Source organism: Burkholderia ubonensis (assembly GCF_001718695.1).
Lineage (GTDB): Bacteria > Pseudomonadota > Gammaproteobacteria > Burkholderiales > Burkholderiaceae > Burkholderia > Burkholderia ubonensis_B.
In genome coordinates this window covers 1,280,217-1,303,614 of the sequence record NZ_CP013422.1, presented here as the reverse complement: position 1 = coordinate 1,303,614, position 23,398 = coordinate 1,280,217, and the positions used below count along the sequence as shown (strand labels likewise).

The following is a 23,398-nucleotide window of genomic DNA, read 5'->3' as shown; positions in this document are numbered from 1 at the left end:
GGCGGCGCGCGACCATCACAGCTGCGCTTCGATCGCGGCCTTGTCGATGACCGACCAGACCTGCCGGATCCTGCCGTCGTCGAACTCGTAGAAGACGTTTTCGGCGAAGGTCACGCGCCTGCCGTCGACGGCCAGCCCCATGAACGTGCCGCGCGGCGCACACGCGAAGCGCAGCCGCGCCGCGATGCGCGGCGGCTCGCACACGAGCAGCCGGATCTCGAAACGCAGGTCCGGGATGTCGCGGAAATCCTGCTCCAGCATCGCGCGGTAGCCGGCCAGGCCCAGCGGCCGATCGTTGTGGATCACGTTGTCGGCGACGTAGTCGCCCAGCGCCGCCCAATCCTGACGGTTCAGGCAGTCGATGTATGCGCGATAGCGGATCGCGAGGTCGGATTCGGTCATGATGGCAATGCCTCCTCGTATGTCCTCCGGTTGCTTCGATGGCCGCGCGTCGCTCAGCGCGGCGGCGTGTCGTTCGACAGAAACGATACGAACGCCCGCGTGTACTTCGGCAACGCATCGAACGACCGCGCGCACAGCGTGAGCTTCCGATGGCTCCACGCATCGGACAGCTCGACCATCCGCACATCCATCGTCTGCATCGCCCGCGACGCCGCATGCCGTGACACGATCCCGATCCCCACGCCGCTCTCGATCACCCGGCAGATCGCATCGAAGCTCTTCAACTGCACGCGATAGCGCATCCGCTTGCCGAGCGCCCTGGCCTGATCGGCGAGATGCACCTGCAGCGCGCTGCCGTCGGTGAGGCCGATGAAATCCGCATCGACGATTTCGTCGAACGCGACCTTGTCGCGCGCGGCGAGCGGATGGCCGGCCGGCACGACGGCGATCAGCCAGTCCTCGCGAAACGGCTTCTGCTCGAGCCCGCCGAGGCCGACCGAATCGGCGACGATGCCGACGTCCGCCGTCTTGTTGCGGACCGCGTGCACGATGTCCTGGCTCGACCGCTCCTCGACGCTGATCGACAGCTTCGGATGATGCGGCAGATACTCGGCCAGCGCGTCCGGCAGGTACTCGCTGAGCGACGCGGTGTTGCACAGCAGCCGGATATGGCCGCGCAGCCCCCGGCCGTATTGCTGCAGCTCGCCGCGCATGTGGTCGATCTGCTGCAGCACGGTGCGCGCATGATGCTCGAGCGCGCGTCCGGCGTCGGTGACCTGCGTGCCCGACTTGGTCCGGTGCAGCAGCGGCACGCCGAGCTCGTCCTCCATGCCGCGGATGCGCTCGCTCGCGGCCTGCAGCGTGATGTGCGTGCGTTCCGCGCCGCCCGTGATGCTGCCCGCCTCGCAGATGTGCAGGAAAAGCCGCAGGTCGGTCAGGTCGAAGCGCATGATGGGGACGGATGTCGTTGGGTTTGCCGCGTTGGGTTCGTCGATAAGGTAGCAGGAACGGCGGGCGCGGGCTCAGGCATTGCCTGAGGCAGGCTTCGCCGGTTCCGCATTTTCGGGGCGCGAACATTGCCGGAACATGCCCGCACATCAACCCGAGGAGACCCGTCATGCATGTCGATCCGTCGTGGGGCGTGGCGTTCAAGATCGCGCTGCACCTGTTCTTTCTGTGCGTCGGCGTCGCGCTCGCCTGTTCCGACCTGGCCGAATGGTTGAGGTGACGCCGGAATTTTTTGCGCGAATCCTGTCGCCAGGCGTCAAGTTTTTCCCGATTTGACCGTATTACCGGTATCGAGTCTGCGCCGCCGCTCGCTCCGTGATCGTTTGTCATCAATGTTTGCAACCGGTTACACGTCGGCCGCGCCGTTTTTGAGATGCTTCAAAGATTGTCAAACCGGAGTCGTGTCGACCATGAAACAGCGCGAGATCAACGTCAGGACGGCATGGCTGTCGGCCCTGGGCGCCGTCTTCGTCATGGCCGGCTGCGCCAGCACGCCGCCGGTGCCGCCGAGCGATACGCTCGCGGGCGCGTCGGCGCAGAATGCGGCCCCGGCGGAGGCCGCCGCCGCGTCCGCGCCGCCGGCAGCCCCGATCCTGGTTGCGCATCGCTATATCGTCAAACGCGGCGACACGCTGTCGCGCATCGCGTCGGCGAACGGCTGCAGCGTGGCCGACCTGCGCACGTGGAACAGGCTCGGCGCGCACAGCCGGCTGCGGGCCGGACAGGCGCTGCGCATCGTGAAGCAGCAAGCGCCGCAGGCGCCGGCCGCGGCGGCTGCGAGCGGGGCGGCGTCGAGCCCGCCGGCCGCGCTGTCGGCGAATGATCGCCAGGTCGTCAAGGACATGAAACGGCATGCGAGCGGCGTCGCGCTGTCGTGGCCCGCGCGCGGCAGCGTCATCGAATCGTTCAGGCCCGGCCAGAACCGCGGGATCCAGATCGCCGGCCAGCCCGGCGACCCGGTGCGCGCGGCCGCCGCCGGCCGCGTGATGTATGCCGGCGTCGGCCTGAACGGCTACGGCAGCCTGATCATCGTCCAGCACAACGCGGACTTCCTGACCGCCTACGCGCACAACCGCAAGCTGCTCGTGAAGACGGGCGACGTCGTTCGCCAGGGCGACGAGATTGCCGAGATGGGCGATCTCGACAATTCGCGCGTCGCGCTGCTGTTCGAGGTGCGGCGCGACGGCAAGCCGGTCAACCCGCTGCCGTACCTGCCGTCGACGCAAGGCTGAGCGCGGCGCACGGCTGCCGCTGGAATGCGCGCGCGGTCGCTGCTACGCTTGTCGCCAGCGCACGAGCACGCGCGCGGCGGTTCGCGCAAGCGTGAATGCTCGTCCCGACAGGCCGCCACCGATAAGCAGTCGACCCGCCATCCATGGATCACTCTCCGTCACGCCGCTCGCTGCTGCTTGCCGCCGTCGCCGCGCCGTTCGTCGCCGCGTGCGCGCCGGCCCCCGTCGGCGATCATGAACACCTGCGTGCCGCGCAGTCGCAGCTCGACGCGCTCGAACAAGCGTCGAACGGCCGGCTCGGCGTCGCCGCGCTGGACACCGCGACCGGCGCGCGGATCGCGCACCGCTCGCGCGAACGCTTCCCGCTCTGCGGCACCTTCGCGGTCGTTGCCGCCGCAGCGATGCTCGCGCGCAGCGCGCTCGACGCATCGCTGCTGCCGCGTCGCATCCTGTATCGGCGCTACGAGCTCGCGCCCGGCTCGCCCATCACGGAGCGGCATGCGGATACCGGCATGACGATCGGGCAGCTGTGCGAAGCGATGCTGCAATCCGGCGACAAGTCCGCGGCGAACCTGCTGATGAGCGTGCTGGGCGGCCCGCAGACGGTCACGGAGTTCGCGCACGCCAGCGGCGATACGCTGTTCCGCCTCGATCGCTGGGAGCCCGAGCTGAACACGGCGCGGCCCGACGACGAGCGCGATACGTCGACGCCGCTGGCGATGGCCGAAACGATGCGCCGGCTGCTGCTCGGCGATACGCTCGGCGCACCGGAGCGCGCGCAACTGACGAAGTGGCTGCTCGGCAGTGCGAACGGCGTCAAGGGCATTCGCGCGGGCGTGCCGTCCGACTGGCGCGTCGCGGGCAAGACCGGGACGGGCGGCTACGGCACGACGACCGATGTCGCCGTGCTGTGGCCGCCGTCGCATGCGCCGCTCGTCATCGCGGTGTCGTTCACGCAGCCGGGCGCCGATGCGGCGCCGCGCGCGGACGTCGTCGCCGAGGCGGCGCGCATCGCGGCCGCCGCGCTTGCCGCCGGCTGATTTCACCGCTGCCCGATTCACCGCTATCCGACAGCCCGGGGCGCCGCCTCGCGCGAAACCGGCGTTTCGCTTATCGTGTCGGTCTGCGCGCGCCGAAGGCGGCGCGCGCTCCGTCCGCTCACTTCGCCTCGCCATGCGCCGACTTCCGCCCTTGCACGCGCTGCAGATCTTCTCGACCGTCGCTCGTCACCGCAGCTTCACGCGCGCGGCCGAGCAGCTTTGCATCACGCAGGGTGCGGTGAGCCGGCAGATTCAGACGCTCGAGGCGCATTACGGCTTCCCGCTGTTCAAGCGGCATGCGAAGGGCTTGACGCTGACGGCGGAAGGCGAGCAGCTGCTGCCGGTCGTCAACGAGAGCTTCGCGCGGATCGAGGACATCTCGATGAAGCTCACGCGGCAGCGCACCGATCTCGCGCTGAAGGTGCCGACCTGCGTGATGCGCTGGATACTCCCGCGCATCATGCGTTTCCAGGGCGAGCATCCCGATCTGCACGTGCAGATCACGACCGCGTGGCAGCATGACGTCGACTTTGCGACCGAGCCGTTCGATGCGGCGATCGTCTACGGCACGTCGCCGGGCGCGGACGTTTGCGCGCTGCCGCTGTTCGATGAGCGGCTCACGCCCGTCTGCGCGCCCGGACTGCGGCAAACGGCGCCGCTCGCCGAGATCGGCGATCTCGCGCGCCACACGCTGCTGCACCCGACGCGCGACCATCGCGACTGGCGCGCGTGGCTCGACCACGCCGGCGTGCGCACGGTCGATGCCGATCGCGGGCCGAGCTTCGACACGCTCGATCTCGCGACGAACGCGGCGATGGAGGGCTTCGGCGTCGCGATCGGCGACGTGACGCTCGTCGACGACGACGTCAGCGCGCGCCGGCTCGAACGGCCGTTCGACGTCGTGCTCGAAACCGGCGCACGTTATTTCTTCGTCTATCCCGAGAGCGCCGGCAGCCAGCAGAAAATCCGCGCATTCAGCGACTGGATCGCGCGCCATCGCGACTGACGCGCGCAGTATCGGGCGACGCTTCCTACTGGTAGGTGACGACGGCGATCAGCGGCGCATGGGCGGTGCCGGCGCGCTCGGGGACGACGATCGTGCGCGAACCCTGGGAGAACGACGTGGTGGCGACCGTGCGCAGCGTGGCCGCGTCGACGAACGCGACTTGGCCGGTGGCCGGGCGCGGGCAATCGGGACGCATGCGCGCATGCTGCGCATCGGCGCTGTCAACCGTGAACGAACAGGGCGGCTCGACGATCATGCCGCTGAAGCGAACTATGCCGGACGCGCCGGCCGCGAAGGAAGACGATGAAACCAGAAGCGCGGCAGCGAGGGCGAACGAGGCGGTAGCACGGCGATGCTTCATGACAGGCTCCAGGGTAGAAGCGCGTCGCAGCGAGGCCGCTCGAATGGCAGTCCGTCAACGCTGCGAAGCTAAGTGCGTAAACGGCAAGTTCATCGAACCTCTTGAGTGAGAACGGGGAGACGACGGCACGCAAGGGACGTCGGGTTCCGGTGATCAATCTATCTCGAACTTGTACTACTGCAACTCGGGGTAGTACGGATGGCGCATGCAGCGCTGTGGAAGGAACGGCGGTTTGCCGGCCAATCGTTGGGGAGTCAACCAACGGCGATCGTGTGAATCGCAGTACCAACAATGGGTTCGTCGTGGTCGCCGTTGGTCAATTGCGCAGGTGGGCACTCGCGTGCCGACGTCGTGCACGCTCAAAACAAGCCTTCGCGGCGTACACGGCCGAAGTGAACCGATGAGAAGACACCTATGACCAGCACGCCGGCGAGCATCGCCGCGCTATCAACGTTCACCCCGGGCGGGAACGGATGCTGGAGCAGCAGCGCCAAGCCGATCAGTGCGTTCAGAAAGCCCCAAAGGACATTGACGAGCGGCGACGATGGCCCCTTTCCGGGCGGCTGCGAAAACGGAGACGGAAAAACTTCGCCGCGCAGACCGGCAGTCAGGTGCGGCATCGCGTTGCACAAGAAGGCACCTGCAAAGAAGGCTGAAACGAAGCTCATGACTCGTCCTTTCGAAGGGAGTGAAACGCATGAATGGATAGGGACGCGCGGAATCGCCGAGTCGGCAGCCGAAAGGATTGGCAGCAGCCCGGGTCGCGACGTCGTGAGGCTCGAACTGTCTCGATCGACATCTGCGAGGAAGGCTCTCGCGGTCCAGGCGGGCAAGCCCGCTGGAGCGCGACAGATTCGGTTCGCCGGAATCGATGAACCACGACCGGTGCAAGAAAACTGGCCGACCGCCAACGTCAGGTCAGAGGCGGCACCTTCCAGCGCAAGGCGGCGCTCCCGAGCGCGGCCTTGCGAAAAGCATAGATCACGACAGTCTAACTTGCAAGTTTAGCTGTCGAATTTCGTGCGTGCGCCTTCGTAGTGACGTTTCATGAAGTCCAGGAGCGATGTCGGCCGCACGGTCGGATATTGGTCATTTGCGATGTCGCGCAAGGTGCCTTCGCCCGACATCATCGGCAGCAGATACTGGAGCGGCAGCATTGCCATCGGATGAGCACCGGCCTTCGCCATTCGCCGTAGCTCGGCATAGCCGTCCGCGATCGAGCCTCGACGCACCCGATGAAGCTCCTTGCCGGTCGCTGCTGCATAGTCCGCTGCGATCTGGGCAATGGTGCGGCAGTCGCCTGCCACGGACACTATCCTGTTAGCCGCCGCCGGATCCTCGACGGCAGCCACGGTCCAGGCTGCAACGTCGTTCATGGACGTGAAATCGAGGGGCACCTCGTCGTCGCCCCAGTAAGCGATCGTGCCCGCTTTGGCGTCGATCAGACCGGGGTTGGAGAACACGGCCTCCATGAAGCCACCGTTCAGGATGTGGGTGTGGCCGATGCCGCTCGGCACGACCTTGCGATCGAAGGTCCGCCGCATGTCGAGGTAAGGGTTGATGCCTTCCGGAATCGAGAACAGGTTCTCGGAGAAGTCCGACGGGACCAATCGCCGGACGCCTGCCGCGAGCGCTGCCTCGAGCAAACGGGCCTGGCCATCGACGATGATGTCGGGGCCACCCTGAACTGCCGAAATAACGGTATCGACGCCGGCACAGGCTTGCTCGAGGCTGAGCGGGTCGTCCAGGTCGGTATTGACGACGGTTACGCCGTTCGCAAGCCACTGCCTTGCACGATTGCCGTGTTTACCTGCTGAACCGCCGCGCACTCCCGCGCGGATCTCACCGGCGGGTCGCGTGCGAAGTAACGCATCGATGATTCGGTGCCCAAGATTGCCGGCGGCGCCGACGACCAAACAGCTCGTGTGTGTATTGTCCATGACTCCCTCGGTTCGTCACGACGCTCGGTGGACGGCGTCGAGGAGAAGTCTAGGTCGTGCCGAATTTGAATATAAGATGGCTGAATCGAGACTCCGCGTTCCGGAAAACGACACGAAATGGACCAGGCCGACCTCATCATATTTCTTCGCTTAGCCGATAGCGGAAGCCTTTCAGGCACGGCACGCACGCTGAAGTCGCCCAAATCGTCCGTAAGCCGGGCACTCGTCCGGTTGGAGACGGAGATTGGATCGGCGCTCTTCGACCGGTCCACCCGACACTTCCGGCTGACCGATGCGGGAAAACTGCTGCTGCCCTACGCGTCGCGGGCAGTTCACGACCTGCAGGAAGCGCAGGCGATCATCGATGGCTACGCGGGGGAACCGCGCGGGCTGCTACGCATCAACACGACGCAATCGTTCGCACAGGGGCTCGTTGCGCCCATGCTGCCCGAGTTTCTCGACCGCTATCCGGCGCTCACCGTCGAGCTGACGACGGACTCGAACTACGTCGACATCGCGCGCGAAGGTATCGACGTAGCGGTGCGCGTCGGTACACTTCCCGACTCGTCGCTCGTCGCACGCAGGCTGCCGCCGGTCGAATTGTGGCTGTGCGCAAGTCCATCCTACCTGTCGCGGTCGGGCGCGCCGATGGCGGCAAGCGAGCTTCATGGACATCGGCTCGTCGTTCGAGAGGCGCCCACGAGCTGGGTGTTTCAGGATGGCCAGGCGGAATTGACCATACGGCCGCGTGGTAGCGCAATTATTCCTGATGCGGCTGCGCAGAAGATCGTGCTTGAAGGCGGGGGCGGGATTGGTTTTCTTCCAAGCTACCTCGCTGCTCCCGCCTTGAGGGCAGGTACCTTGGTGCGGGTGCTTCCGTCATTGAGACGAGAACCCATCGAGCTTCACGCGCTGTATCCGACTCACCGCAGTATGTCGGCAAAGGTCCGCGTTTTCATCGATGCCCTTGTTGGTCACCTCGAGACAGTCGGGCTAACGTCCTCGCGCGTCTAGCGGCTGGGGTGTACCAGGCGAGCGCCAGGCAATCGATACAGGCAATTGAACTGGCCGATCACCGACGTGCCTCTTCTGCACTCCACGAAGAACCCAAAAAAACGGCCGCCCATTCCGGGCGGCCGCCTCGTGCTACCGCAGCTTCGCTCAGCCCGCGCGCTTGCGCACCGCACCGACGATCACCAGCAGCACGATCGCGCCGATGATCGACGCGATCCAGCCTGCACCCTGGCCAGGCGCATACCAGCCGGCGAGGTGGCCGACGTAGCCGGCGATCAGCGAGCCGACGACGCCGACGACGGTCGTCATCACGACGCCCATCGTGTCGTTGCCCGGCTTGAGCGCGCGTGCGAGCAGGCCGATGATGAACCCGACCACCAGGGTTTCGACGAATTGCAGCATGAACGCCTCCCTGTTGCCATTGAGTTGTTGACGAACAGCAATGGACCAGCGCGCGCTGCGCAGGTTCCATTGCTCGGCACACCGATGCACCGGCGCGCGGGGTGCCGAGCATTGCACGCCCATGCGTCGCGCGCGTGTCAGGCCACCGGATCGATCCGGCGATAGCCCTCGGTCGCGCGCAGCAGCGTGCGCGTGTAGTCGCGCGTGACCTGCCCGGCGCGCACGTGCTCGACCGACAACTGCTCGACGATCTCGCCGTGCTGCATCACCGCGACGCGCTGGCACAGGAAGCCGACCACCGCGAGGTTGTGGCTGACGAGGATCATCGTGAGGCGCCGCTCGCGATGCAGGCGGCGCAGCAGGTTCAGGATCTCGGCCTGCACCGACACGTCGAGCGCGGAGGTCGGCTCGTCGAGCAGCAGCACGCGCGGCTCGACGATCAGCGCGCGGGCGATCGCGACGCGTTGCCGCTGGCCGCCCGACAGTTGATGCGGGTAGCGGAAGCGAAACGCGGGCCCGAGCCCGACTTCGGCGAGCGCGCGCGCGATCCGCGCATCGGCGTCGCCGATCCCATGGATCGACAGCGGCTCGCGCAGTGTCTGGTCGACCGTGAAGCGCGGATGCAGCGACGCGTACGGGTCCTGGAACACCATCTGCACCTGGCGGCGGAACGCGCGGTCGAGCTTGCCGCCGACCGGCCGGCCGTCGATCGACAGGCTGCCGGACGCCACCGGCACGAGGCCCGTCAGCGCGCGCAGCAGCGTCGACTTGCCGGAGCCGGATTCTCCGACGAGCCCGAACACCTCGCCTTCGCGCACCGCGAAGCTCGCGTCGCGCACGGCGTCGACGTGACCCGTGCGGGTCGGGAAACGGATTGATGCGTGATCGACGTCGATCATCGGGCAGCCTCAGTGAGCCAGGCCGGGTCGCGCTGCAGCACCGGCAGTTCGTCGGGCGGGTTCGCGAGCGGCGGGGTCGCCGCGAGCAGGCCGCGCGTATACGGATGCGTCGCGTGGCGCAGGTCGCGCGCCGCGCAGGTCTCGACGACGCGCCCCGCGACCATCACCGCGACGCGGTCGCAGAACGACATCACGAGCGGCAGGTCGTGGCTGATGAACATCAGGCCGGTGCCGTGCCGCGCGATCATCGCGTCGAGCACCGCGAGCACCTGCATCGACACCGCGACGTCGAGCGCCGAGGTCGGCTCGTCGGCGATCAGCAGGCGCGGGCCGGTCGACACCATCATCGCGATCATCACGCGCTGCCCCATGCCGCCCGACAGCTCGTGCGGATACGCATCGGCCACGCGCGCCGGGTCGCGGATCTGCACGGCCGCGAGCGCGTCGACGATCCGCTCGCGCAGCGCGCGGCCGCGCAGCTCCGGCTCGCGCAGCCGGAACGCCTCGCCCATCTGCTTCGCGACCGTCATCACCGGGTTCAGCGAATACTTCGGATCCTGAAGGATCATCCCCATCTGGCTGCCGCACAGCCGCCGGCGTTCGCGCGGCGCCATCGCGAGCAGGTCGTGGCCCGCGAAGCGCAGCGTGCGCGCCGACCAGCGCGCGGCCTCGGGCAACAGGCCGAGCAATGCGCGGCCCGTCAGCGACTTGCCGGAGCCCGATTCGCCGACGATGCCGAGCCGCTCGCCCGGCGCGAGCGTCAGCGACAGGTCGCGCACGGCGTCGGTGACGGCGCCGTCGTGGCCGCGAAAGCCGATCCGCAGGCCGTTGATTTCGCACAGCGGCGTGGAGTCGAGATTCGTCGTCATGTCACGCTCCATGTCGCGGATCGAAGACGTCGCGCAGCCCGTCGCCGAGCAGGTTGAACGCGAGGCTCACGAGCAGGATCGCCGCGCCGGGCAGCGTCGCGACCCACCATGCGTCGAGCAGCACGTTGCGCCCCGACGCGACCATGAAGCCCCATTCCGGGCTCGGCGGCTGCGCGCCGAGGCCGAGGAAGCCGAGGCCCGCGACGGTCAGGATGATGCCCGCCATGTCGAGCGTCGCGCGCACGATCACCGACGACATGCACAGCGGCACGATGTAGCGCAGCAGGATGCGCGGGCCGGACGCGCCCTGCAGCCGCGCGGCATGGATGTAGTCGGCCTGCGCGATGCGGATCGTCTCGGCGCGCGCGAGCCGCGCATACGCGGGCCACGCGGTGATCGAGATCGCGACGACCGCGTTGATCACGCCGGGCCCGAGCGCGGCCGCGAATGCGAGCGCGAGCACGATCTTCGGGAACGCGAGCGCGACATCGGTGATGCGCATCAGCACGCTGTCGACGAACCCGCCGCAATAGCCGGCCGTCGTGCCGATCGCGAGGCCGATCGGCACGACGATCGCGACGACCAGCAGCGCGATGCCGAGCGTCAGGCGCGACCCGCCGATCAGCCGCGAGAGGATGTCGCGGCCGAGCTGGTCGGTGCCGAGCCAGTGCGACGGCGAGCCGGGCGGCAGCAGCCGGTCGGCGAGCACCTGGCGCAGCGGGTCGTGCGGCGCGATCAGCGGGGCGACGATCGCGACGGCGAGCAGCGCGACGAGGACCGCGAGCCCGAACAGGTTGAGCGGATTCGCGGCGAAGCGGTGCCAGCGGCGGTATGCGAGGCCGAGCGCGGCCTGCGAGCGCGAGGCCGGCGCGTCGCAGAGCAGCCACGCGCGCAGCGTGACGCGTGCGGCGTTCATCGGCGGCCTCCGGTCGGCGCGTGGGCGAGAAGCGTAGGAACAACGAACAGTGAAGCGGTCATGAGGTAACGGTCCTCAACGCGCGCGCGGATCGAACACGCGGTACAGCGCGTCGGTCAGCAGGTTGACGGTGATGAACATCGCGCCGATCACGAGCGTCGCGCCGAGCACGGCGTTCATGTCGGCGTTGAGCAGCGCGCCCGTCAGGTACGAGCCGAGCCCCGGCCACGCGAATACGATCTCCGTCAGCACCGAGCCTTCGAGCAGGTTGCTGTAGGTGAGCGCGATCACGGTCAGGAGCGGCACCGCGATGTTGCCGAACGCGTGGCGCCAGATTACGCGGGCTTCGGACAATCCCTTCGCGCGCGCGGTGACGATGTATTCCTGGCCGAGCTGGTCGAGCATGAACGAGCGCGTCATCCGGCTCAGGTAGGCGACCGAGTAATAGCCGAGGATCGCCGCCGGCAGCGCGATGTGCGACAGCGCGTTGCGGAACACGTCCCATTCGCCGGCGAGTGCCGCATCGATCAGCAGGCTGCCGGTGCGCGTGTCGACCATCCCGTCGAATACAGGGTCGAGCCGGCCGGGCCCCGCGACCCAGTGCAGCCGCGCATAGAACAGCAGCAGGCCCATCAGGCCGAGCCAGAACACGGGCACCGAGCTGCCGATCAGCCCGACGAAGCGCGCGACGTGATCGATCGGCCGGTTGTGCTTCACCGCGGCCGCGACGCCGAGCGGCACGCCGATCGCGATGCCGATCAGCGTCGCGAGCGTCGCGAGTTCGAGCGTGGCCGGAAACACGCGCTTGATGTCGTCGAGCACGGGATTCGCCGTCAGCAGCGACATGCCGAGATTGCCGTGCAGCACGTCGCGCGCGTAGATCAGGAATTGCGTCGCGAGCGGCTTGTCGAGCCCGAGCGCGATGCGTTCGGCCGCATATGCGTCGGCCGACGCGCGATCGCCGAGGATCGCGAGCACGGGGTCGATCGGCACCTTGCGGCCGATCACGAACGTCAGCGCGAGCAGCCCGGCGAACGTGACGGCGAGCGTGAGCGCCCAGCGCAGCACGCGCAGCGCCCAGCGCACGCCGGGGCGCCGCGCGGGGAGCGTGCGGAGGGATTCGAGGGAGGAGGCGGGGGTCGACATGCGGCGAGTGTTATTGCTTCTTCAAGTTGCGGTACGACACGAGATCGTTGATCGGCCCGACCTCGAGCCCGCTGACGCCGGGCCGCGTCGCGACCTGCGCGACCTTCTCGAACAGGATCACGAACGGCGCGCGCGCGAGCAGGTCCTTCTGCATCGCCTGGTAGCGCTGCGCGCGTTTCGCGGCGGACGGCTCGGCCAGCGCGGCGTCGGTGTCCTTCGTGAGCTGCGGAATGTCCCAGCCGTTGCGCCAGGCCAGCATTTTATAGCTCGACCTGTCGGAATTGTCGGGATTCCACGCGAAACCCTGCGCGTTGCTGTGCGGATCGATGTAGTCGGCCGACCATTCGCCGATGTAGATGTCGTGCTGGCGCGCCCGGTATTTCGCGAGCGTCTGCTTGTTGTCGCCCGGAATCAATTGCACCTTGACGCCCGCCTGCGCGAAATTCGCCTGGATGGCCTGCGCGATCTCGGTGTACGGATAGTCGTTGCGCACGTCCATCGTGATCGAGAAGCCGTTCGGCACGCCGGCCTTCGCGAGCAGCGCCTTCGCCTTCGCGACGTCGAGCCGGTACGGGTTCGCGTCGAGCGTGCCGATGAAGCCGTCCGGCATGAAGGTCTGGTGCACCTTGTAGGTCGTCTTCACGACATGGCCCTGGATGCCCGCGTAGTCGACGAGCCATTTCAGCGCTTCCTGCACGTCGGGCTTCGCGAGCGTCGGGTTCTTCGTGTTCAGGCCGAGATACAGCAGCGTCGCCTGCGGCGACGGCGCGACCTTCGCGCTGCCGGATTTCGCGACCGCCGCGAGGTCGTCGGGGCTCAGGTCGCGCGCCGCGTCGACGTCGCCGTTTTCGAGCAGCAGGCGCTGGCTGGCCGCTTCGGGCACGTGGCGCAGCACGATGCGCTTCATCGCGAGCGGCAGCCGGTAGCCGTCGTAGCGCTGCAGCACGAGGCTGTCGCCGGCCGTCCACTTGGCAAGCTTGTAGGCGCCGGAGCCGGCTTCGTTGGTCTTCAGCCAGCCGTTGCCGAAGTCGTTGCCCTGCTGGTGCGACAGCAGCAGCGTCTTGTCGACCACCGACGCGGGCCACGCGCCGAGCACGTTCAGCACGAAGGTCGGCGCGTATTTGCGGTCGGTCGTGACCGACACGGTCAGGTCGTCCAGCTTCTTCACGTTCGCGACCACGTTCGCCTTCGTGAGGCCGATGCCGGCGAGCACCGCGGCCGCGCCCTTGTCGAGCAGCACCGTGCGCTGGATCGACCACGCGACGTCGTCGGCCGTCAGCGGGTTGCCCGAATGGAACCTGAGGCCCGGGCGCAGCCGGAACGTGAAGGTCAGCCCGTCCGGGCTCACGGTCCACGACTGCGCGACGTCGCCGTTGAATTTCGACGGATCACGCAGGTCGACGCGGACCAGGCGGTCGTAGGTGTTCGCGACGTATTCCTCCGGCACCAGCTCGTAGATCTCGCCCGGATCGAGCGTCGTGAATTCGTCCAGCAGCGTGGCCATCACGAACAGGTCCTTCGGGGTTGCCGCGCGTGCGGCGGACAGCGGGGCGGCGGCGAGGACGGACGCGGCGGCGAGCGCCGCGACGAGCCGGGAGATCGGGAGTTTCATGGGCGCTTCTCCATCTTTCGTTGAAGTCGTTGAAGTCGTTGCACGTGCATCGAAACGGCGGCGTGCCTCGCCGCTACATCAGTTGCCACGGGCCGCTCGCGGCGTTGTCGATCTGCGGCAACGCGCGTGAGCCGGGCAATTCGTAATGCCACCACTCGCTGTCGATATGCGCGAAGCCGGCCGCGTGCATCACGCCGAGCAGCAGCAGCCGGTTACGCTGCACGTGCTCGGGCAGCCCCGCATGGAAGTGGCCCGACGCGGCCACCATCTCGTCGAAGCCGGTGCCCATGTCGAGCGGCGCGCCGTCCGCGCCGACCAGCGTCAGGTCGAGCGCGGTGCCGCGGCTGTGGTTCGAGCCGCGGCCGAGGTCGGCGACGAAGTTCGGATCGGGCAGGAAATCCCACAACACCTGCTGCGCCTGCGGCGGCCGATACGCGTCGTAGATGCGCAGCGTGAAGCCGGCCTGCGCGGCGACGTCGATCGCGCGACGCAGCGCGGCTTCCGCCGGTTCGAGCAGCAGGCAGTGCGTGTGGCGGTAGATCGGCTTGCCGGTCAGGTTGCGCGCGCTCGCGTAGACGAGATCGATCTCGACGCGATGCGTGGCGGGGGTGATTTCGACGAGGCGGTGAGGGTTCATCGGCGGTCCGGTTTGCTCAGGATTCGAATTGGTCGAACGTGCGCTGCAACTCGCGGTTGCGCGCGACGCGCCGGTCGATCGCCGGACCGAGGCGATCGACCACCGCGGTGATCAGCAGGTTGAACAGGCAGGTGAGCGGCGCGAGCGAATCCCAGAACTGGCCGACGTCGGTCTTCACCTGCAGCAGGTCGGCCGGCCATTCGCGCGCCCACGGGCAATACAGGTCGGTGACCAGCGCGAACGGCTGGCCGCGCTCGGCGGCTGCCTGGCAATAGCGGCGCGCGCTGCGCGAATACGCGCGCGTGTCGGTGACGATGCAGTACGGCCGCTCGAATTCGGAGTTCAGCGAATCGACGTACGAGCCCGACTGGCCGTCGGAATAGAACACGCGCGGGCGCAGGTACTCGAGGTAGCTGCTGAATGCGTTGCTGATGCCGCGCGTCGACTGGATGCCGAGGATGAATACGGCATCGGCATCGGCGATGCGGTTCGCGACCTGCGCGAACACCGGTTCTTCGGCAAGCCGGTACACGTGGCGGATCGCGTCGAGCTCGCGCTCGAGCGACGCGGCGAGCGGGCTGCCGCTGTGATCGCCGTCGCGCGCGTCGGCGGTCGTCGTAGGCGCGGCGGCGGCGCGGCGGTACTCGTCGAGGCGGTCGGTGATCATCCATGGGCGATCGTTGCCGCCGCCGCGCAGTTCGCGTTTCAGGTCGTCGAGGTTCCGGTAGCCGATGCTGCGCAGGAAGCGCCCGACCGAGATGCCGCTGGTGCCGGTCTGCTGCGCGATCTGGTCGGCGGTTTCGAGGCCGAGCCGGTCGAGGTTCGCGAGCATGTAGCTGGCGATGCGTTTCGCGGTCGGCGTCAGCTCGGCAAAGTGCGCTTCGACGGTGTGGGCGAACGTGCAGGTCATCGGCTGTTAGATCGTTGTCATTTGACGATTCGGTGTCATCTATCTGACAAAGCCAAAATCATCGGCGCCAGCGAATAAAAACTATGGGATGACGATTGGCGATAGGGATTTGGCGTACGCGCAACGGCTGGCAGCAACGCGCTGTACGGTGAAAATATTCCTGACAGGGATATTGTGTGTTTATGTCTATCAGAGATAATTTGCGTTTATGCCTGTCAGAGATATACTGCAACGATTGCATCGAGGACGCCCGCCGTGAATCTGATCGTCAATACCGCTGCTCAACTGGGCGAAATCCTGTCGTCCGCGCGTCAGGCCAAGGGGCTGACGCAAGCCGAGGCGGCGGCACGCATCGGCGTCGGCCAATCGCGCCTGTCGTCGCTGGAAACGATCCGCACCGAAAGCCTGTCGCTCAAGCAGTTGCTCGAACTGACCGCGCTGTACGGTCTCGAGCTCAGCATCCGCACGAAGGACGGGCGCGACGCTGCCGACGTCGAGTGGTAATCGATGGGACGCAAATCGCGCAGCCGCGCGCTATCGATCTGGGCCAACGGCGTGCGGGTCGGAATCTGGCGGATTCCCGCGCGCGGCGACATGGAACTGCTGTACGACGCCGGCTGGAAACAGTCGGATGCCGGCCGCCCGCTGTCGCTGTCGCTGCCGTTCGGCATCGGCGCTGCGCCATTGCGCGGCGAACGCGTGAATCACTATTTCGACAATCTGCTGCCCGACAGCGACGCGATTCGGCGCCGGCTTGCGTCGCGGTTCGGCACGGCGACGACCGAGCCCTTCGATCTGCTCGCCGCACTCGGCCGGGACTGCGTCGGCGCGGTGCAGTTGCTCGGCGAGGATGAAACGCCGAGCGGCCATGACCGGATCGACGGTACGCCGTTGTCCGACGACGACGTGGTGCGCGTGCTCGATCAGGCGAGCGGGGCGGCGGGCGGTGCGCAGGACGACGACGACTTCCGCCTGTCGCTGGCCGGCGCGCAGGAAAAGACCGCGCTGCTGTTTCACGACGGGCGCTGGATGCGCCCGCATGGCTCGACGCCGACCACGCATATCCTCAAGTTGCCGCTCGGGCTGGTCGGCAACAAGCGTGCGGATCTGACGACATCCGTCGAAAACGAGTGGCTGTGCCTTGCGATCCTGCGCGCGTTCGGCCTGCCGACGGCGCATGCCGACATCCTGCGTTTCGGCGCACACAAGGTGCTGTCGGTCGCGCGCTTCGATCGCGCGCTGCATCGTGACGGCGGATGGCTGTTGCGCTTGCCGCAAGAGGATTTTTGCCAGGCGCTCGGCGTGCCGCCGCATCTGAAATACGAATCGCAGGGCGGCCCCGGCGTGCCCGATCTGGCCGGCATCCTGCGCCGGTCGGAAACGGCGCAGGCCGACCTCGACACGCTGTTTACCGCGCTGGTGGTGTTCTGGATGCTCGCCGCGCCGGACGGGCATGCAAAGAACTTCAGCCTGCGCCTGCTGCCGGGCGGCCGCTTCCGGCTGACGCCGCTCTACGACGTGATGTCGATCTGGCCGGTCGAGGGGGACGGCGCGAACCAGTGGTCGTGGCACAAGGCGAAGCTCGCGATGGCCGTGCACGGCAAGCGCAAGCACTACGCGATGCGCGACATCACGCGTCGGCACTTCACTGCGATGGCGGAGTATTGCCTGCTCGGCGATATCGCCACGCCGATCGTCGAACGACTCGTAGCGATGACGCCGCACGTGATCGAATCGGTCGGCGCGGCGCTGCCGGCCGGGTTTCCGGCGCGGATCGCCGAACGCATCCTCGGCGGATTGCGCTTCGCTGCGCAACGACTTGCCGACCTGCCGCGGGAGTGACCCGGCCGCCGTCCGGACTCGGCAGCTGAAAGCCGGCGCATTCGCACTTTCGCGTTCCCGTCGATGGCATCGAGCCGCCATCGCGCGGCGCGCATCCCGCTATCTTCTCCTCGACATTCATCGGCTGCTGCATCGCAATAATTACAAAATTAAAGTCGATCAGTTTTATTCATTAATTAAGCTTAATAATTCATTTAATTTTTAGATGAATATGGATTTAACTTGCGTCACGGGATGTTCGATTTTCGATGATTCGAAAACGGCCGGTATTCCGTAATGGGAATTCTCTCGAATGTAAAAATGAAGAGGAAATCATGACGAATCTGTCCCGACGCAGAATGTTGACGAGTACGGTCGGCGCAATTGCCGCCGCGGGCATTGCGGTAACGGCGAAGGCCGCCTCGTTCGGCAATCCGGACAGCCCGCCGGAAGGCGCGGTCAATGCGCGCAATCGCCAGAGCCTGACCGATCCGGGGCCGAAGAATCCGGCATTGGCGAATCAATTTCCGTCGTTTCAGGATCCGCCCGCGACCGATATCAACGGCATGCCGTTATTCTGGGCGTCGTTCAATAATGCGCACAAGCGCATTCAGAACGGCGGCTGGGCACGCGAAGTCACGCAGGACGATTTCGCGATTTCGGAAACCATTTCAGGCGTCAATATGCGGCTGACGCGCGGCGGCATTCGCGAGATGCACTGGCATCAGCAGGCCGAATGGGCGTTCATGCTCGACGGCCGCTGCCGGATCACCGTGCTCGACGAACAGGGGCGGCCGTCGGTGCAGGACGTGAAGACGGGCGACCTGTGGTATTTCCCGCCCGGCCTGCCGCATTCGCTGCAGGGGCTCGGAAGCGACGGCGCGGAATTCCTGCTCGCGTTCGATAACGGCCGCGCGTCCGAATTCAACACGCTGCTGCTGACCGACTGGATCGCGCATACGCCGCCCGACGTGCTCGCGCGCAACTTCGGCGTGCCGGCCGACGCGTTCCGGAACATTCCGCTCGACAACCTGTGGATCTTCCAGGGCGACGATCCGGGCCCGCTCGCGCAGGCGCAGCGCGCGGCCGCGTCGTCGCGCGGCGCGCCGCCGCAGCCGTTCATCTTCTCGCTCGGCGACCTGAAGCCCGTCGTGAAGACGCGCGGCGGCGAAGTGCGGATCGCGGACAGCAGCAACTTCAACGTATCGAAGACCGTCTCGGCGGCGCTCGTCACCGTGCATCCGGGCGGGATGCGCGAGCTGCACTGGCACCCGAACGCGGACGAGTGGCAGTACTACATCCAGGGCGACGCGCGCATGACCGTGTTCGACACGGGCCCGAAGGCGCAGACCGCCGATTTCCGCGCGGGCGACGTCGGCTACGTGAAGAAGAGCCTCGGGCATTACGTGCAGAACACGGGCAACACCGATCTCGTGTTCCTGGAGATCTTCAAGTCCGAGCGCTACGCGGAAGTGTCGCTGTCCGACTGGCTCGCGCATACGCCGCCGCAGCTCGTCGAGGCGCACCTGAATCTCGCGCCCGACGTGATCGCGCAGATTCCGCGCAACCGCCCGGACGTCGTGCCCGTGTAAGCCGGTGCGGCCGGCAAGCGGCGCGCCGGTCGCCTTCGCCATCCTCCGCCTCCTTCTTTCGAACCGAACCCGACCATGCTTCCCATTTCGAGCAAACCCGCCGGCAGCCTCGCGCTGCCGGGCCTGTCCACCGAACGGACCGAGCACGCGGCGCGCGCCGCCCTGGAAGGGCGCCGCACCGGCGCCGCCGCGCTGCTGCCGTTCGTCGGTCCCGCCGTGATCGCATCGATCGGCTACATGGACCCCGGCAACTTCGCGACCAACATCCAGGCGGGCGCCGCGTACGGCTACCGGCTGCTGTGGGTCGTGCTGGCCGCGAACGCGATCGCGATGCTGTTCCAGGCGATGTCGGCGAAGCTCGGCATCGTGACCGGGCGCAATCTCGCCGAGCTGTGCCGCGAGCACTTTCCGGCGCCGGTCGTATGGGGGATGTGGATCGCGTCGGAAGTTGCCGCGATGGCGACCGATCTCGCCGAATTCCTCGGCGGCGCGCTCGCGTTCGGGCTGCTGTGCCATCTGTCGCTGCTCGCGGGGATGGTCGCGACCGGGTTCGCGACCTGCGCGATCCTCGCGCTGGAGAAGCGCGGGTTCCGGCCTCTGGAAGCCGCGATCGCGACGCTCGTCGGCGTGATCGGCGCCTGCTATCTGGGCGAGCTGCTGATCGCGCCGCAGGATTGGCCGGCGGCGGCCTTCCATCTCGTCGTGCCGCAGCTTCCGGATCACGCGGCGCTGACGATCGCGGTCGGCATCATCGGCGCGACGATCATGCCGCACACGCTGTACCTGCATTCCGGGCTGACGCAGGGCCGCACCGCGCCGCGCAACGACGCCGAGCGCCGCCGGCTCGTGCGCTTCTCGAATCGCGAGGTGGTCGCAGCGCTCGGCCTGGCGGGCGTCGTGAACCTCGCGATGGTGATGATGGCGGCGTCGGCGTTCCATCGGAGCGCGCCTGGCATGACCGACATCGGCGACGCGTATCACACGCTGATTCCGGTGCTCGGGCCGGCGGCAGGCGCGTTGTTCCTCGTCGCGCTGATGACGTCGGGCGTGTCGAGCTCGGTCGTCGGGACGATGGCGGGGCAGGTCGTGATGCAGGGCTTCATTCGACGCCGGATGCCGGTGTGGGTGCGGCGCGCGGTGACGGTCGCGCCGGCGTTCGTCGTGGTCGCGCTGGGGTGCGACGTCACGCACGCGATGGTGCTGAGCCAGGTCGTGCTGAGCTTCGTGCTGCCGATGCCGATGATCGCGCTGCTGATGCTGTCCGCGCGCGGCGACGTGATGGGCGCGCACGCGATGCGTGCGCCTCTGCGGATCGCGGCGGGCGCGGCGACGGTCGTGATCGTCGCGCTGAATGCGTATCTGGCGTGGGCGGCGCTCAATTGAGCGCACCGCGCGCGCCGGCGTCGCCGGGCGCGCGGGCGAGGGGCCTTACTTCTTCAGCGTCCGGTACGACACGAGATCGTTGATCGGCCCGATTTCCGGGCCGGTGACGCCCGGCCGCGTCGCGACCTGCACGACCTTCTCGAACATGACGATGAACGGCGAGCGCGCGAGCACCGCCTTCTGCAGCGCCTCGTAGCGCTGCGCGCGCTTCGCGGGCGACGGCTCGGCCAGCGCGGCCTCGGTGTCCTTCGTCAGCTGCGGGATGTCCCAGCTGTTGCGCCACGCGAGCAGCTTGGTCGTCGACTGGTCCGAATTGTCGGGATTCCACGCGAAGCCGCGCGCGTTGCTGTTCGGGTCCATGTAGTCCGGCGACCATTCGCCGATGAAGATGTCGTGCTGGCGCGCGCGATACTTGCCGATCGCCTGCTTCGCGTCGCCCGGAATCAGCTTCACCTGGATGCCGGCCAGCGCGAAGTTCGCCTGCAGCGCCTGCGTGATCTCCAGGAACGGGTAGTCGTTCGGCATGTCCATCGACACCGTGAAGCCGTTCGGCAGCCCGGCCTTCGCGAGCAGCGCCTTCGCCTTCGCGACGTCCTGCCTGTACGGGCGCGCGTTCGACGCGCCGAGAAAGCCTTCCGGCAGGAACGTCTGGTGAACCTTGTAGCTGGCGCTGACGATGTTGCGCTGGATGCCGTCGTAGTCGACGAGCCACTTCATCGCTTCCTGCACCTCGGGCTTCGCGAGGTTCGGGTTCTTCGTGTTCAGGCTCAGGTACATCAGCGCGGACACCGGCCACGCGGCGACCTTGATCTTGCCGGCCTTCGACAGCGCGGCGAGGCTGTCGGGGCTCAGGTTGCGCGCCGCGTCGGCGTCGCCGTTCTCGAGCAGCAGGCGCTGCGCGGACGCCTCGGGCACATGGCGCAGCACGACGCGCTGCATCGGGTACGGCGTGCGGTACGCGTCGAAGCGCTGCAGCACGATGCTCTCGTTCGGCGTCCACTTGACGAGCTTGTACGGGCCGGAGCCGGCGTCGTTGGTGCGCAGCCAGCCGCTGCCGAGATCGTTGCCCTGCTGGTGCGACAGCAGCAGTTTCCGGTCGAACACCGAAGCCGGGCACGCGCTCAGCACGTTGAGCACGAAGCTCGGCGCGTACTTGCGGTCGGTTTCGAGCACGACGGTCTGCGGATCGAGCGCGCGAACCTTCTGCGCGACGTTCGCCTTCGTGAGGCCGAGATCGCCGAGCACGCCGGCCGGGCCCTTGTCGAGCAGCACGGTGCGCTGCAGCGACCACGCGACGTCGTCGGCGGTCAGCGGATTGCCGGAATGGAACGTGAGGCCGGGGCGCAGCTTGAACGTGTAGGTGACGCCGTCCGCGCCGACGCTCCACGATTGCGCGATCTGCCCGTCGAAGCGCGTCGGGTCCTTCAGGTCGACGCGCACGAGCCGTTCGTAGGTGTTCGCGGCATACTCGGACGGCACGAGCTCGTAGATCACGCTCGGGTCGAGCGTCGTGAACTCGGCGAGCTGCGTCGCGACGACGAAGATGCCGGGCGGCGTCGCCGCGTGGGCCGGCGCCATCGGCGCGAGCGCAGTGAATGCGGCGAGCGTGGTGCTGACGAACAGCCTGGACAGCAGATGCTTCATGCGGGCTCCATCGGAAAGAGATCGTGGTGCGATTCTCTCATCGACGGACGCCCGGGTAAAAATATTCGGCGCGCGCGGATCGGGCGATCGCGCGCGGGGCGCGCCGGATCAGATCGCGCAGCGCGCGATCGCGAAGCGCATCGCTTCCTCGGGCGGCTCGCTCGCGGTGCCGCGCACGACCTTGATGACCGAGCCGGAGCCGGACGGCGTGAGCGTGACGAAGTACGAGCGCGAGCCGACCGTGATGTCGGTCACGCCGCCGTGGTGCGAGCGCTGCACGTCCGACAGCCGGCTGTCGAGGCAGTTGGCGATCGCGTCGGCGGGGCGCTGCGACGACACGTAGATCATCGGCGCCGAGCCGGACGAATCGGACGTCGGCGCGGAACCGCAGGCGGCGAGCACGGCAACGGTGGGGAGGAGCAGCAGGAATCGTTTCATGGTCGGGATCGTCGTGCAGGTCGTGTCGGGGCCGGCGAGCGGGGGACGCGAAACGGGCGGCTTCGCGACGAAACCGCCGGCATCGCGCCGACGGTGACGGTCGACACGGCAGGCGGCTGGATTGACGTCGGAGTATACCTGCGGCATACGACGCGAGTTGACTGCTGAAACGATTCGATACAACCGGCGCGGCCGCATCACGTGAGCCGATACGACGGCCCTGGCGTCAGCTCGTCCGGCAGCGGCTCCTGATTCAGCTCGAGCAACGAGCGCTCGATCGTGCGCGCGATCGCATCGAGCGCGAGATGGTTCGGGCCGGCGCCGAACGGCTCGGCGATCGCATGGGCGATCGCGTCGAGCGCAATCAGCGTGTACGCGACGAACACCGTGACGAACGGCGTGGCGGCGCCGATCGAATCGACGAGGCCGAACGGCAGCAGCACGCAATACGCATAGATGGTCCGGTGCAGCAGCACGTCGTACGAGAACGGGATCGGCGTCGACGCGATGCGCTCGCAGCCGCTCACCATCGCGACCAGCTCGTCGAGCCGCGCGTCGAGCATCCACAGCCGCGTCTCGGCGAGCTTGCCCGCGTCCGCCCGCGCGGCGAACGCGCCGCGCAGTTCATGCACGAGCGCGACCGGCCCGAAGCGCGCGGCGGCGATGCGCGCGCAGGCTTCGTCGTCGAGGCGCGCGCGCAGGTCGGCGGCCGGATCGGTGCCGCGCAGCTGATGCTTGAGCGCGTACACGAACGCGACGACCTTGCGCACGAACGCGTGGCGCGCGCCCGCGTCGTCGCCGATCGCGCCGTAGCAGAGCGTCTGCGACGCCAGCGTGCGCGCGGCGGTCAGCACGCCGCCCCACAGATGGCGCGCCTCGCGATAGCGGTCGTAGCTCGCGTTGTTGCGGAACGCGGCGAAGATCGCCAGCGTGAGGCCGATCAGCGTGAACGGCGTCGGGTTCAGCGGCACCTTCTCGCCCATCACGCGCCCGCCGGTCCACAGCGCGACGATGCTGACCGCCAGCGTCAGCGCGAGCTGCGGCAGGATCGTCTGCAGCACCGAGCCGTTCCACACGAACAGCATCCGCAGCCAGTGCTCGCGGGGGCGGACGATCATCGGTGGTT

Annotated in this window: 24 protein-coding genes; 8 read left to right on the top strand and 16 right to left on the bottom strand. The window is 67.5% G+C overall.

From position 1 onward, the window contains the following. Window positions 1–15: 15 nt before the first annotated feature. Window positions 16–402, bottom strand: coding sequence for an ester cyclase (locus WJ35_RS25505; RefSeq protein ID WP_046426362.1), 387 nt, complete (start codon window positions 400–402; stop codon window positions 16–18). 53 nt (window positions 403–455) lie between these two features. Next, a complete protein-coding gene (locus WJ35_RS25500) occupies window positions 456–1,352 on the bottom strand; it encodes a LysR substrate-binding domain-containing protein (protein WP_069240289.1) in 897 nt (298 codons plus the stop codon). Window positions 1,353–1,820: 468 nt separating this feature from the next. Between WJ35_RS25500 and WJ35_RS25495 the strand changes: the two genes are divergently transcribed. From WJ35_RS25495 to WJ35_RS25485, 3 genes are all read left to right on the top strand, one after another. Beyond that, on the top strand, window positions 1,821–2,642 hold the full coding sequence (locus WJ35_RS25495; RefSeq protein WP_060236645.1) for a peptidoglycan DD-metalloendopeptidase family protein: 822 nt from the start codon (window positions 1,821–1,823) through the stop codon (window positions 2,640–2,642). 143 nt (window positions 2,643–2,785) lie between these two features. Further along, entirely contained in the window at window positions 2,786–3,682 is an 897-nt protein-coding gene (gene bla / locus WJ35_RS25490) for a class A beta-lactamase (protein ID WP_060236643.1), read from the top strand. A 133-nt stretch (window positions 3,683–3,815) separates the two neighbouring features. Then, window positions 3,816–4,688 carry a LysR substrate-binding domain-containing protein gene (locus WJ35_RS25485; RefSeq protein WP_059706989.1) on the top strand — a complete coding sequence of 291 codons (873 nt, stop codon included), beginning with the start codon at window positions 3,816–3,818 and terminating at the stop codon, window positions 4,686–4,688. A 25-nt stretch (window positions 4,689–4,713) separates the two neighbouring features. Here WJ35_RS25485 and WJ35_RS25480 read toward each other — a convergent pair whose 3' ends face one another. From WJ35_RS25480 to WJ35_RS25470, 3 genes are all read right to left on the bottom strand, one after another. After that, entirely contained in the window at window positions 4,714–5,049 is a 336-nt protein-coding gene (locus tag WJ35_RS25480; protein WP_069240288.1) for a hypothetical protein, read from the bottom strand. Between the two features lie 359 nt (window positions 5,050–5,408). Further along, window positions 5,409–5,717 carry a hypothetical protein gene (locus WJ35_RS25475; protein ID WP_011882398.1) on the bottom strand — a complete coding sequence of 103 codons (309 nt, stop codon included), beginning with the start codon at window positions 5,715–5,717 and terminating at the stop codon, window positions 5,409–5,411. A gap of 336 nt (window positions 5,718–6,053) precedes the next feature. Next, window positions 6,054–6,989 carry an NmrA family NAD(P)-binding protein gene (locus tag WJ35_RS25470; protein WP_059464068.1) on the bottom strand — a complete coding sequence of 312 codons (936 nt, stop codon included), beginning with the start codon at window positions 6,987–6,989 and terminating at the stop codon, window positions 6,054–6,056. Window positions 6,990–7,106: 117 nt separating this feature from the next. On the opposite strand from WJ35_RS25470, the gene WJ35_RS25465 reads away from it, so the two are divergent. Beyond that, on the top strand, window positions 7,107–8,003 hold the full coding sequence (locus tag WJ35_RS25465) for a LysR family transcriptional regulator (protein ID WP_011882396.1): 897 nt from the start codon (window positions 7,107–7,109) through the stop codon (window positions 8,001–8,003). A gap of 147 nt (window positions 8,004–8,150) precedes the next feature. Here the strand turns inward: WJ35_RS25465 and WJ35_RS25460 are convergent, their stop codons facing one another. The 8 genes from WJ35_RS25460 to sapR all read right to left on the bottom strand — a co-directional run bounded on the left by WJ35_RS25460 (window position 8,151) and on the right by sapR (window position 15,394). Continuing rightward, complete coding sequence (locus WJ35_RS25460; protein WP_010089594.1) at window positions 8,151–8,405, bottom strand: GlsB/YeaQ/YmgE family stress response membrane protein; 255 nt, start codon at window positions 8,403–8,405, stop codon at window positions 8,151–8,153. A gap of 137 nt (window positions 8,406–8,542) precedes the next feature. Then, entirely contained in the window at window positions 8,543–9,304 is a 762-nt protein-coding gene (locus tag WJ35_RS25455; RefSeq protein ID WP_069240287.1) for an ABC transporter ATP-binding protein, read from the bottom strand. After that, window positions 9,301–10,185, bottom strand: coding sequence for an ABC transporter ATP-binding protein (locus WJ35_RS25450; protein WP_060236631.1), 885 nt, complete (start codon window positions 10,183–10,185; stop codon window positions 9,301–9,303). Before WJ35_RS25450 ends, WJ35_RS25455 begins: the two co-directional genes overlap by 4 nt. Next, window positions 10,175–11,089: a nickel transporter permease gene (gene nikC, locus WJ35_RS25445; RefSeq protein ID WP_060236629.1), complete on the bottom strand. Its 915-nt coding sequence runs from the start codon at window positions 11,087–11,089 to the stop codon at window positions 10,175–10,177. Before nikC ends, WJ35_RS25450 begins: the two co-directional genes overlap by 11 nt. 75 nt (window positions 11,090–11,164) lie before the next feature. Further along, a complete protein-coding gene (locus WJ35_RS25440; RefSeq protein WP_059952506.1) occupies window positions 11,165–12,235 on the bottom strand; it encodes an ABC transporter permease in 1,071 nt (356 codons plus the stop codon). A gap of 10 nt (window positions 12,236–12,245) precedes the next feature. Then, complete coding sequence (locus WJ35_RS25435; RefSeq protein WP_069240286.1) at window positions 12,246–13,847, bottom strand: ABC transporter substrate-binding protein; 1,602 nt, start codon at window positions 13,845–13,847, stop codon at window positions 12,246–12,248. A gap of 73 nt (window positions 13,848–13,920) precedes the next feature. Next, window positions 13,921–14,484, bottom strand: a complete 564-nt coding sequence (gene ddpX / locus WJ35_RS25430) for a D-alanyl-D-alanine dipeptidase (protein WP_014724757.1) — start codon at window positions 14,482–14,484, stop codon at window positions 13,921–13,923. 16 nt (window positions 14,485–14,500) lie between these two features. Beyond that, window positions 14,501–15,394 carry a sap1 transcriptional regulator SapR gene (gene sapR, locus WJ35_RS25425; RefSeq protein ID WP_069240285.1) on the bottom strand — a complete coding sequence of 298 codons (894 nt, stop codon included), beginning with the start codon at window positions 15,392–15,394 and terminating at the stop codon, window positions 14,501–14,503. Between the two features lie 255 nt (window positions 15,395–15,649). On the opposite strand from sapR, the gene WJ35_RS25420 reads away from it, so the two are divergent. From WJ35_RS25420 to WJ35_RS25405, 4 genes are all read left to right on the top strand, one after another. Next, window positions 15,650–15,898, top strand: coding sequence for a helix-turn-helix domain-containing protein (locus WJ35_RS25420; protein WP_059453648.1), 249 nt, complete (start codon window positions 15,650–15,652; stop codon window positions 15,896–15,898). 3 nt (window positions 15,899–15,901) lie between these two features. Then, complete coding sequence (locus tag WJ35_RS25415) at window positions 15,902–17,236, top strand: type II toxin-antitoxin system HipA family toxin (RefSeq protein WP_059568403.1); 1,335 nt, start codon at window positions 15,902–15,904, stop codon at window positions 17,234–17,236. A gap of 314 nt (window positions 17,237–17,550) precedes the next feature. Continuing rightward, the gene (locus WJ35_RS25410; RefSeq protein ID WP_069240284.1) at window positions 17,551–18,807 is read left to right on the top strand and encodes an oxalate decarboxylase family bicupin; all 1,257 of its coding nucleotides are present in this window, start codon (window positions 17,551–17,553) and stop codon (window positions 18,805–18,807) included. A 75-nt stretch (window positions 18,808–18,882) separates the two neighbouring features. Further along, the gene (locus WJ35_RS25405) at window positions 18,883–20,190 is read left to right on the top strand and encodes an Nramp family divalent metal transporter (RefSeq protein ID WP_060236613.1); all 1,308 of its coding nucleotides are present in this window, start codon (window positions 18,883–18,885) and stop codon (window positions 20,188–20,190) included. A gap of 45 nt (window positions 20,191–20,235) precedes the next feature. Here WJ35_RS25405 and WJ35_RS25400 read toward each other — a convergent pair whose 3' ends face one another. From WJ35_RS25400 to WJ35_RS25390, 3 genes are all read right to left on the bottom strand, one after another. Then, window positions 20,236–21,834, bottom strand: a complete 1,599-nt coding sequence (locus WJ35_RS25400; RefSeq protein WP_060236611.1) for an ABC transporter substrate-binding protein — start codon at window positions 21,832–21,834, stop codon at window positions 20,236–20,238. Between the two features lie 108 nt (window positions 21,835–21,942). Beyond that, window positions 21,943–22,272 (bottom strand): sugar ABC transporter ATPase, encoded by a 330-nt coding sequence (locus WJ35_RS25395; RefSeq protein WP_069240633.1) that lies wholly within the window; start codon window positions 22,270–22,272, stop codon window positions 21,943–21,945. A 197-nt stretch (window positions 22,273–22,469) separates the two neighbouring features. Beyond that, a complete protein-coding gene (locus WJ35_RS25390; RefSeq protein ID WP_069240283.1) occupies window positions 22,470–23,390 on the bottom strand; it encodes a bestrophin family protein in 921 nt (306 codons plus the stop codon). Window positions 23,391–23,398 lie beyond the last annotated feature (8 nt).

Bases quoted from the DNA above. Each gene is read 5' to 3' on its own strand.
- WJ35_RS25505 (WP_046426362.1), bottom strand. From the start codon at position 402: ATGACCGAATCCGACCTCGCGATCCGCTATCGCGCATACATCGACTGC.
- WJ35_RS25500 (WP_069240289.1), bottom strand. From the start codon at position 1,352: ATGCGCTTCGACCTGACCGACCTGCGGCTTTTCCTGCACATCTGCGAG.
- WJ35_RS25495 (WP_060236645.1), top strand. From the start codon at position 1,821: ATGAAACAGCGCGAGATCAACGTCAGGACGGCATGGCTGTCGGCCCTG.
- bla (WP_060236643.1), top strand. From the start codon at position 2,786: ATGGATCACTCTCCGTCACGCCGCTCGCTGCTGCTTGCCGCCGTCGCC.
- WJ35_RS25485 (WP_059706989.1), top strand. From the start codon at position 3,816: ATGCGCCGACTTCCGCCCTTGCACGCGCTGCAGATCTTCTCGACCGTC.
- WJ35_RS25480 (WP_069240288.1), bottom strand. From the start codon at position 5,049: ATGAAGCATCGCCGTGCTACCGCCTCGTTCGCCCTCGCTGCCGCGCTT.
- WJ35_RS25475 (WP_011882398.1), bottom strand. From the start codon at position 5,717: ATGAGCTTCGTTTCAGCCTTCTTTGCAGGTGCCTTCTTGTGCAACGCG.
- WJ35_RS25470 (WP_059464068.1), bottom strand. From the start codon at position 6,989: ATGGACAATACACACACGAGCTGTTTGGTCGTCGGCGCCGCCGGCAAT.
- WJ35_RS25465 (WP_011882396.1), top strand. From the start codon at position 7,107: ATGGACCAGGCCGACCTCATCATATTTCTTCGCTTAGCCGATAGCGGA.
- WJ35_RS25460 (WP_010089594.1), bottom strand. From the start codon at position 8,405: ATGCTGCAATTCGTCGAAACCCTGGTGGTCGGGTTCATCATCGGCCTG.
- WJ35_RS25455 (WP_069240287.1), bottom strand. From the start codon at position 9,304: ATGATCGACGTCGATCACGCATCAATCCGTTTCCCGACCCGCACGGGT.
- WJ35_RS25450 (WP_060236631.1), bottom strand. From the start codon at position 10,185: ATGGAGCGTGACATGACGACGAATCTCGACTCCACGCCGCTGTGCGAA.
- nikC (WP_060236629.1), bottom strand. From the start codon at position 11,089: ATGAACGCCGCACGCGTCACGCTGCGCGCGTGGCTGCTCTGCGACGCG.
- WJ35_RS25440 (WP_059952506.1), bottom strand. From the start codon at position 12,235: ATGTCGACCCCCGCCTCCTCCCTCGAATCCCTCCGCACGCTCCCCGCG.
- WJ35_RS25435 (WP_069240286.1), bottom strand. From the start codon at position 13,847: ATGAAACTCCCGATCTCCCGGCTCGTCGCGGCGCTCGCCGCCGCGTCC.
- ddpX (WP_014724757.1), bottom strand. From the start codon at position 14,484: ATGAACCCTCACCGCCTCGTCGAAATCACCCCCGCCACGCATCGCGTC.
- sapR (WP_069240285.1), bottom strand. From the start codon at position 15,394: ATGACCTGCACGTTCGCCCACACCGTCGAAGCGCACTTTGCCGAGCTG.
- WJ35_RS25415 (WP_059568403.1), top strand. From the start codon at position 15,902: ATGGGACGCAAATCGCGCAGCCGCGCGCTATCGATCTGGGCCAACGGC.
- WJ35_RS25410 (WP_069240284.1), top strand. From the start codon at position 17,551: ATGACGAATCTGTCCCGACGCAGAATGTTGACGAGTACGGTCGGCGCA.
- WJ35_RS25405 (WP_060236613.1), top strand. From the start codon at position 18,883: ATGCTTCCCATTTCGAGCAAACCCGCCGGCAGCCTCGCGCTGCCGGGC.
- WJ35_RS25400 (WP_060236611.1), bottom strand. From the start codon at position 21,834: ATGAAGCATCTGCTGTCCAGGCTGTTCGTCAGCACCACGCTCGCCGCA.
- WJ35_RS25395 (WP_069240633.1), bottom strand. From the start codon at position 22,272: ATGAAACGATTCCTGCTGCTCCTCCCCACCGTTGCCGTGCTCGCCGCC.
- WJ35_RS25390 (WP_069240283.1), bottom strand. From the start codon at position 23,390: ATGATCGTCCGCCCCCGCGAGCACTGGCTGCGGATGCTGTTCGTGTGG.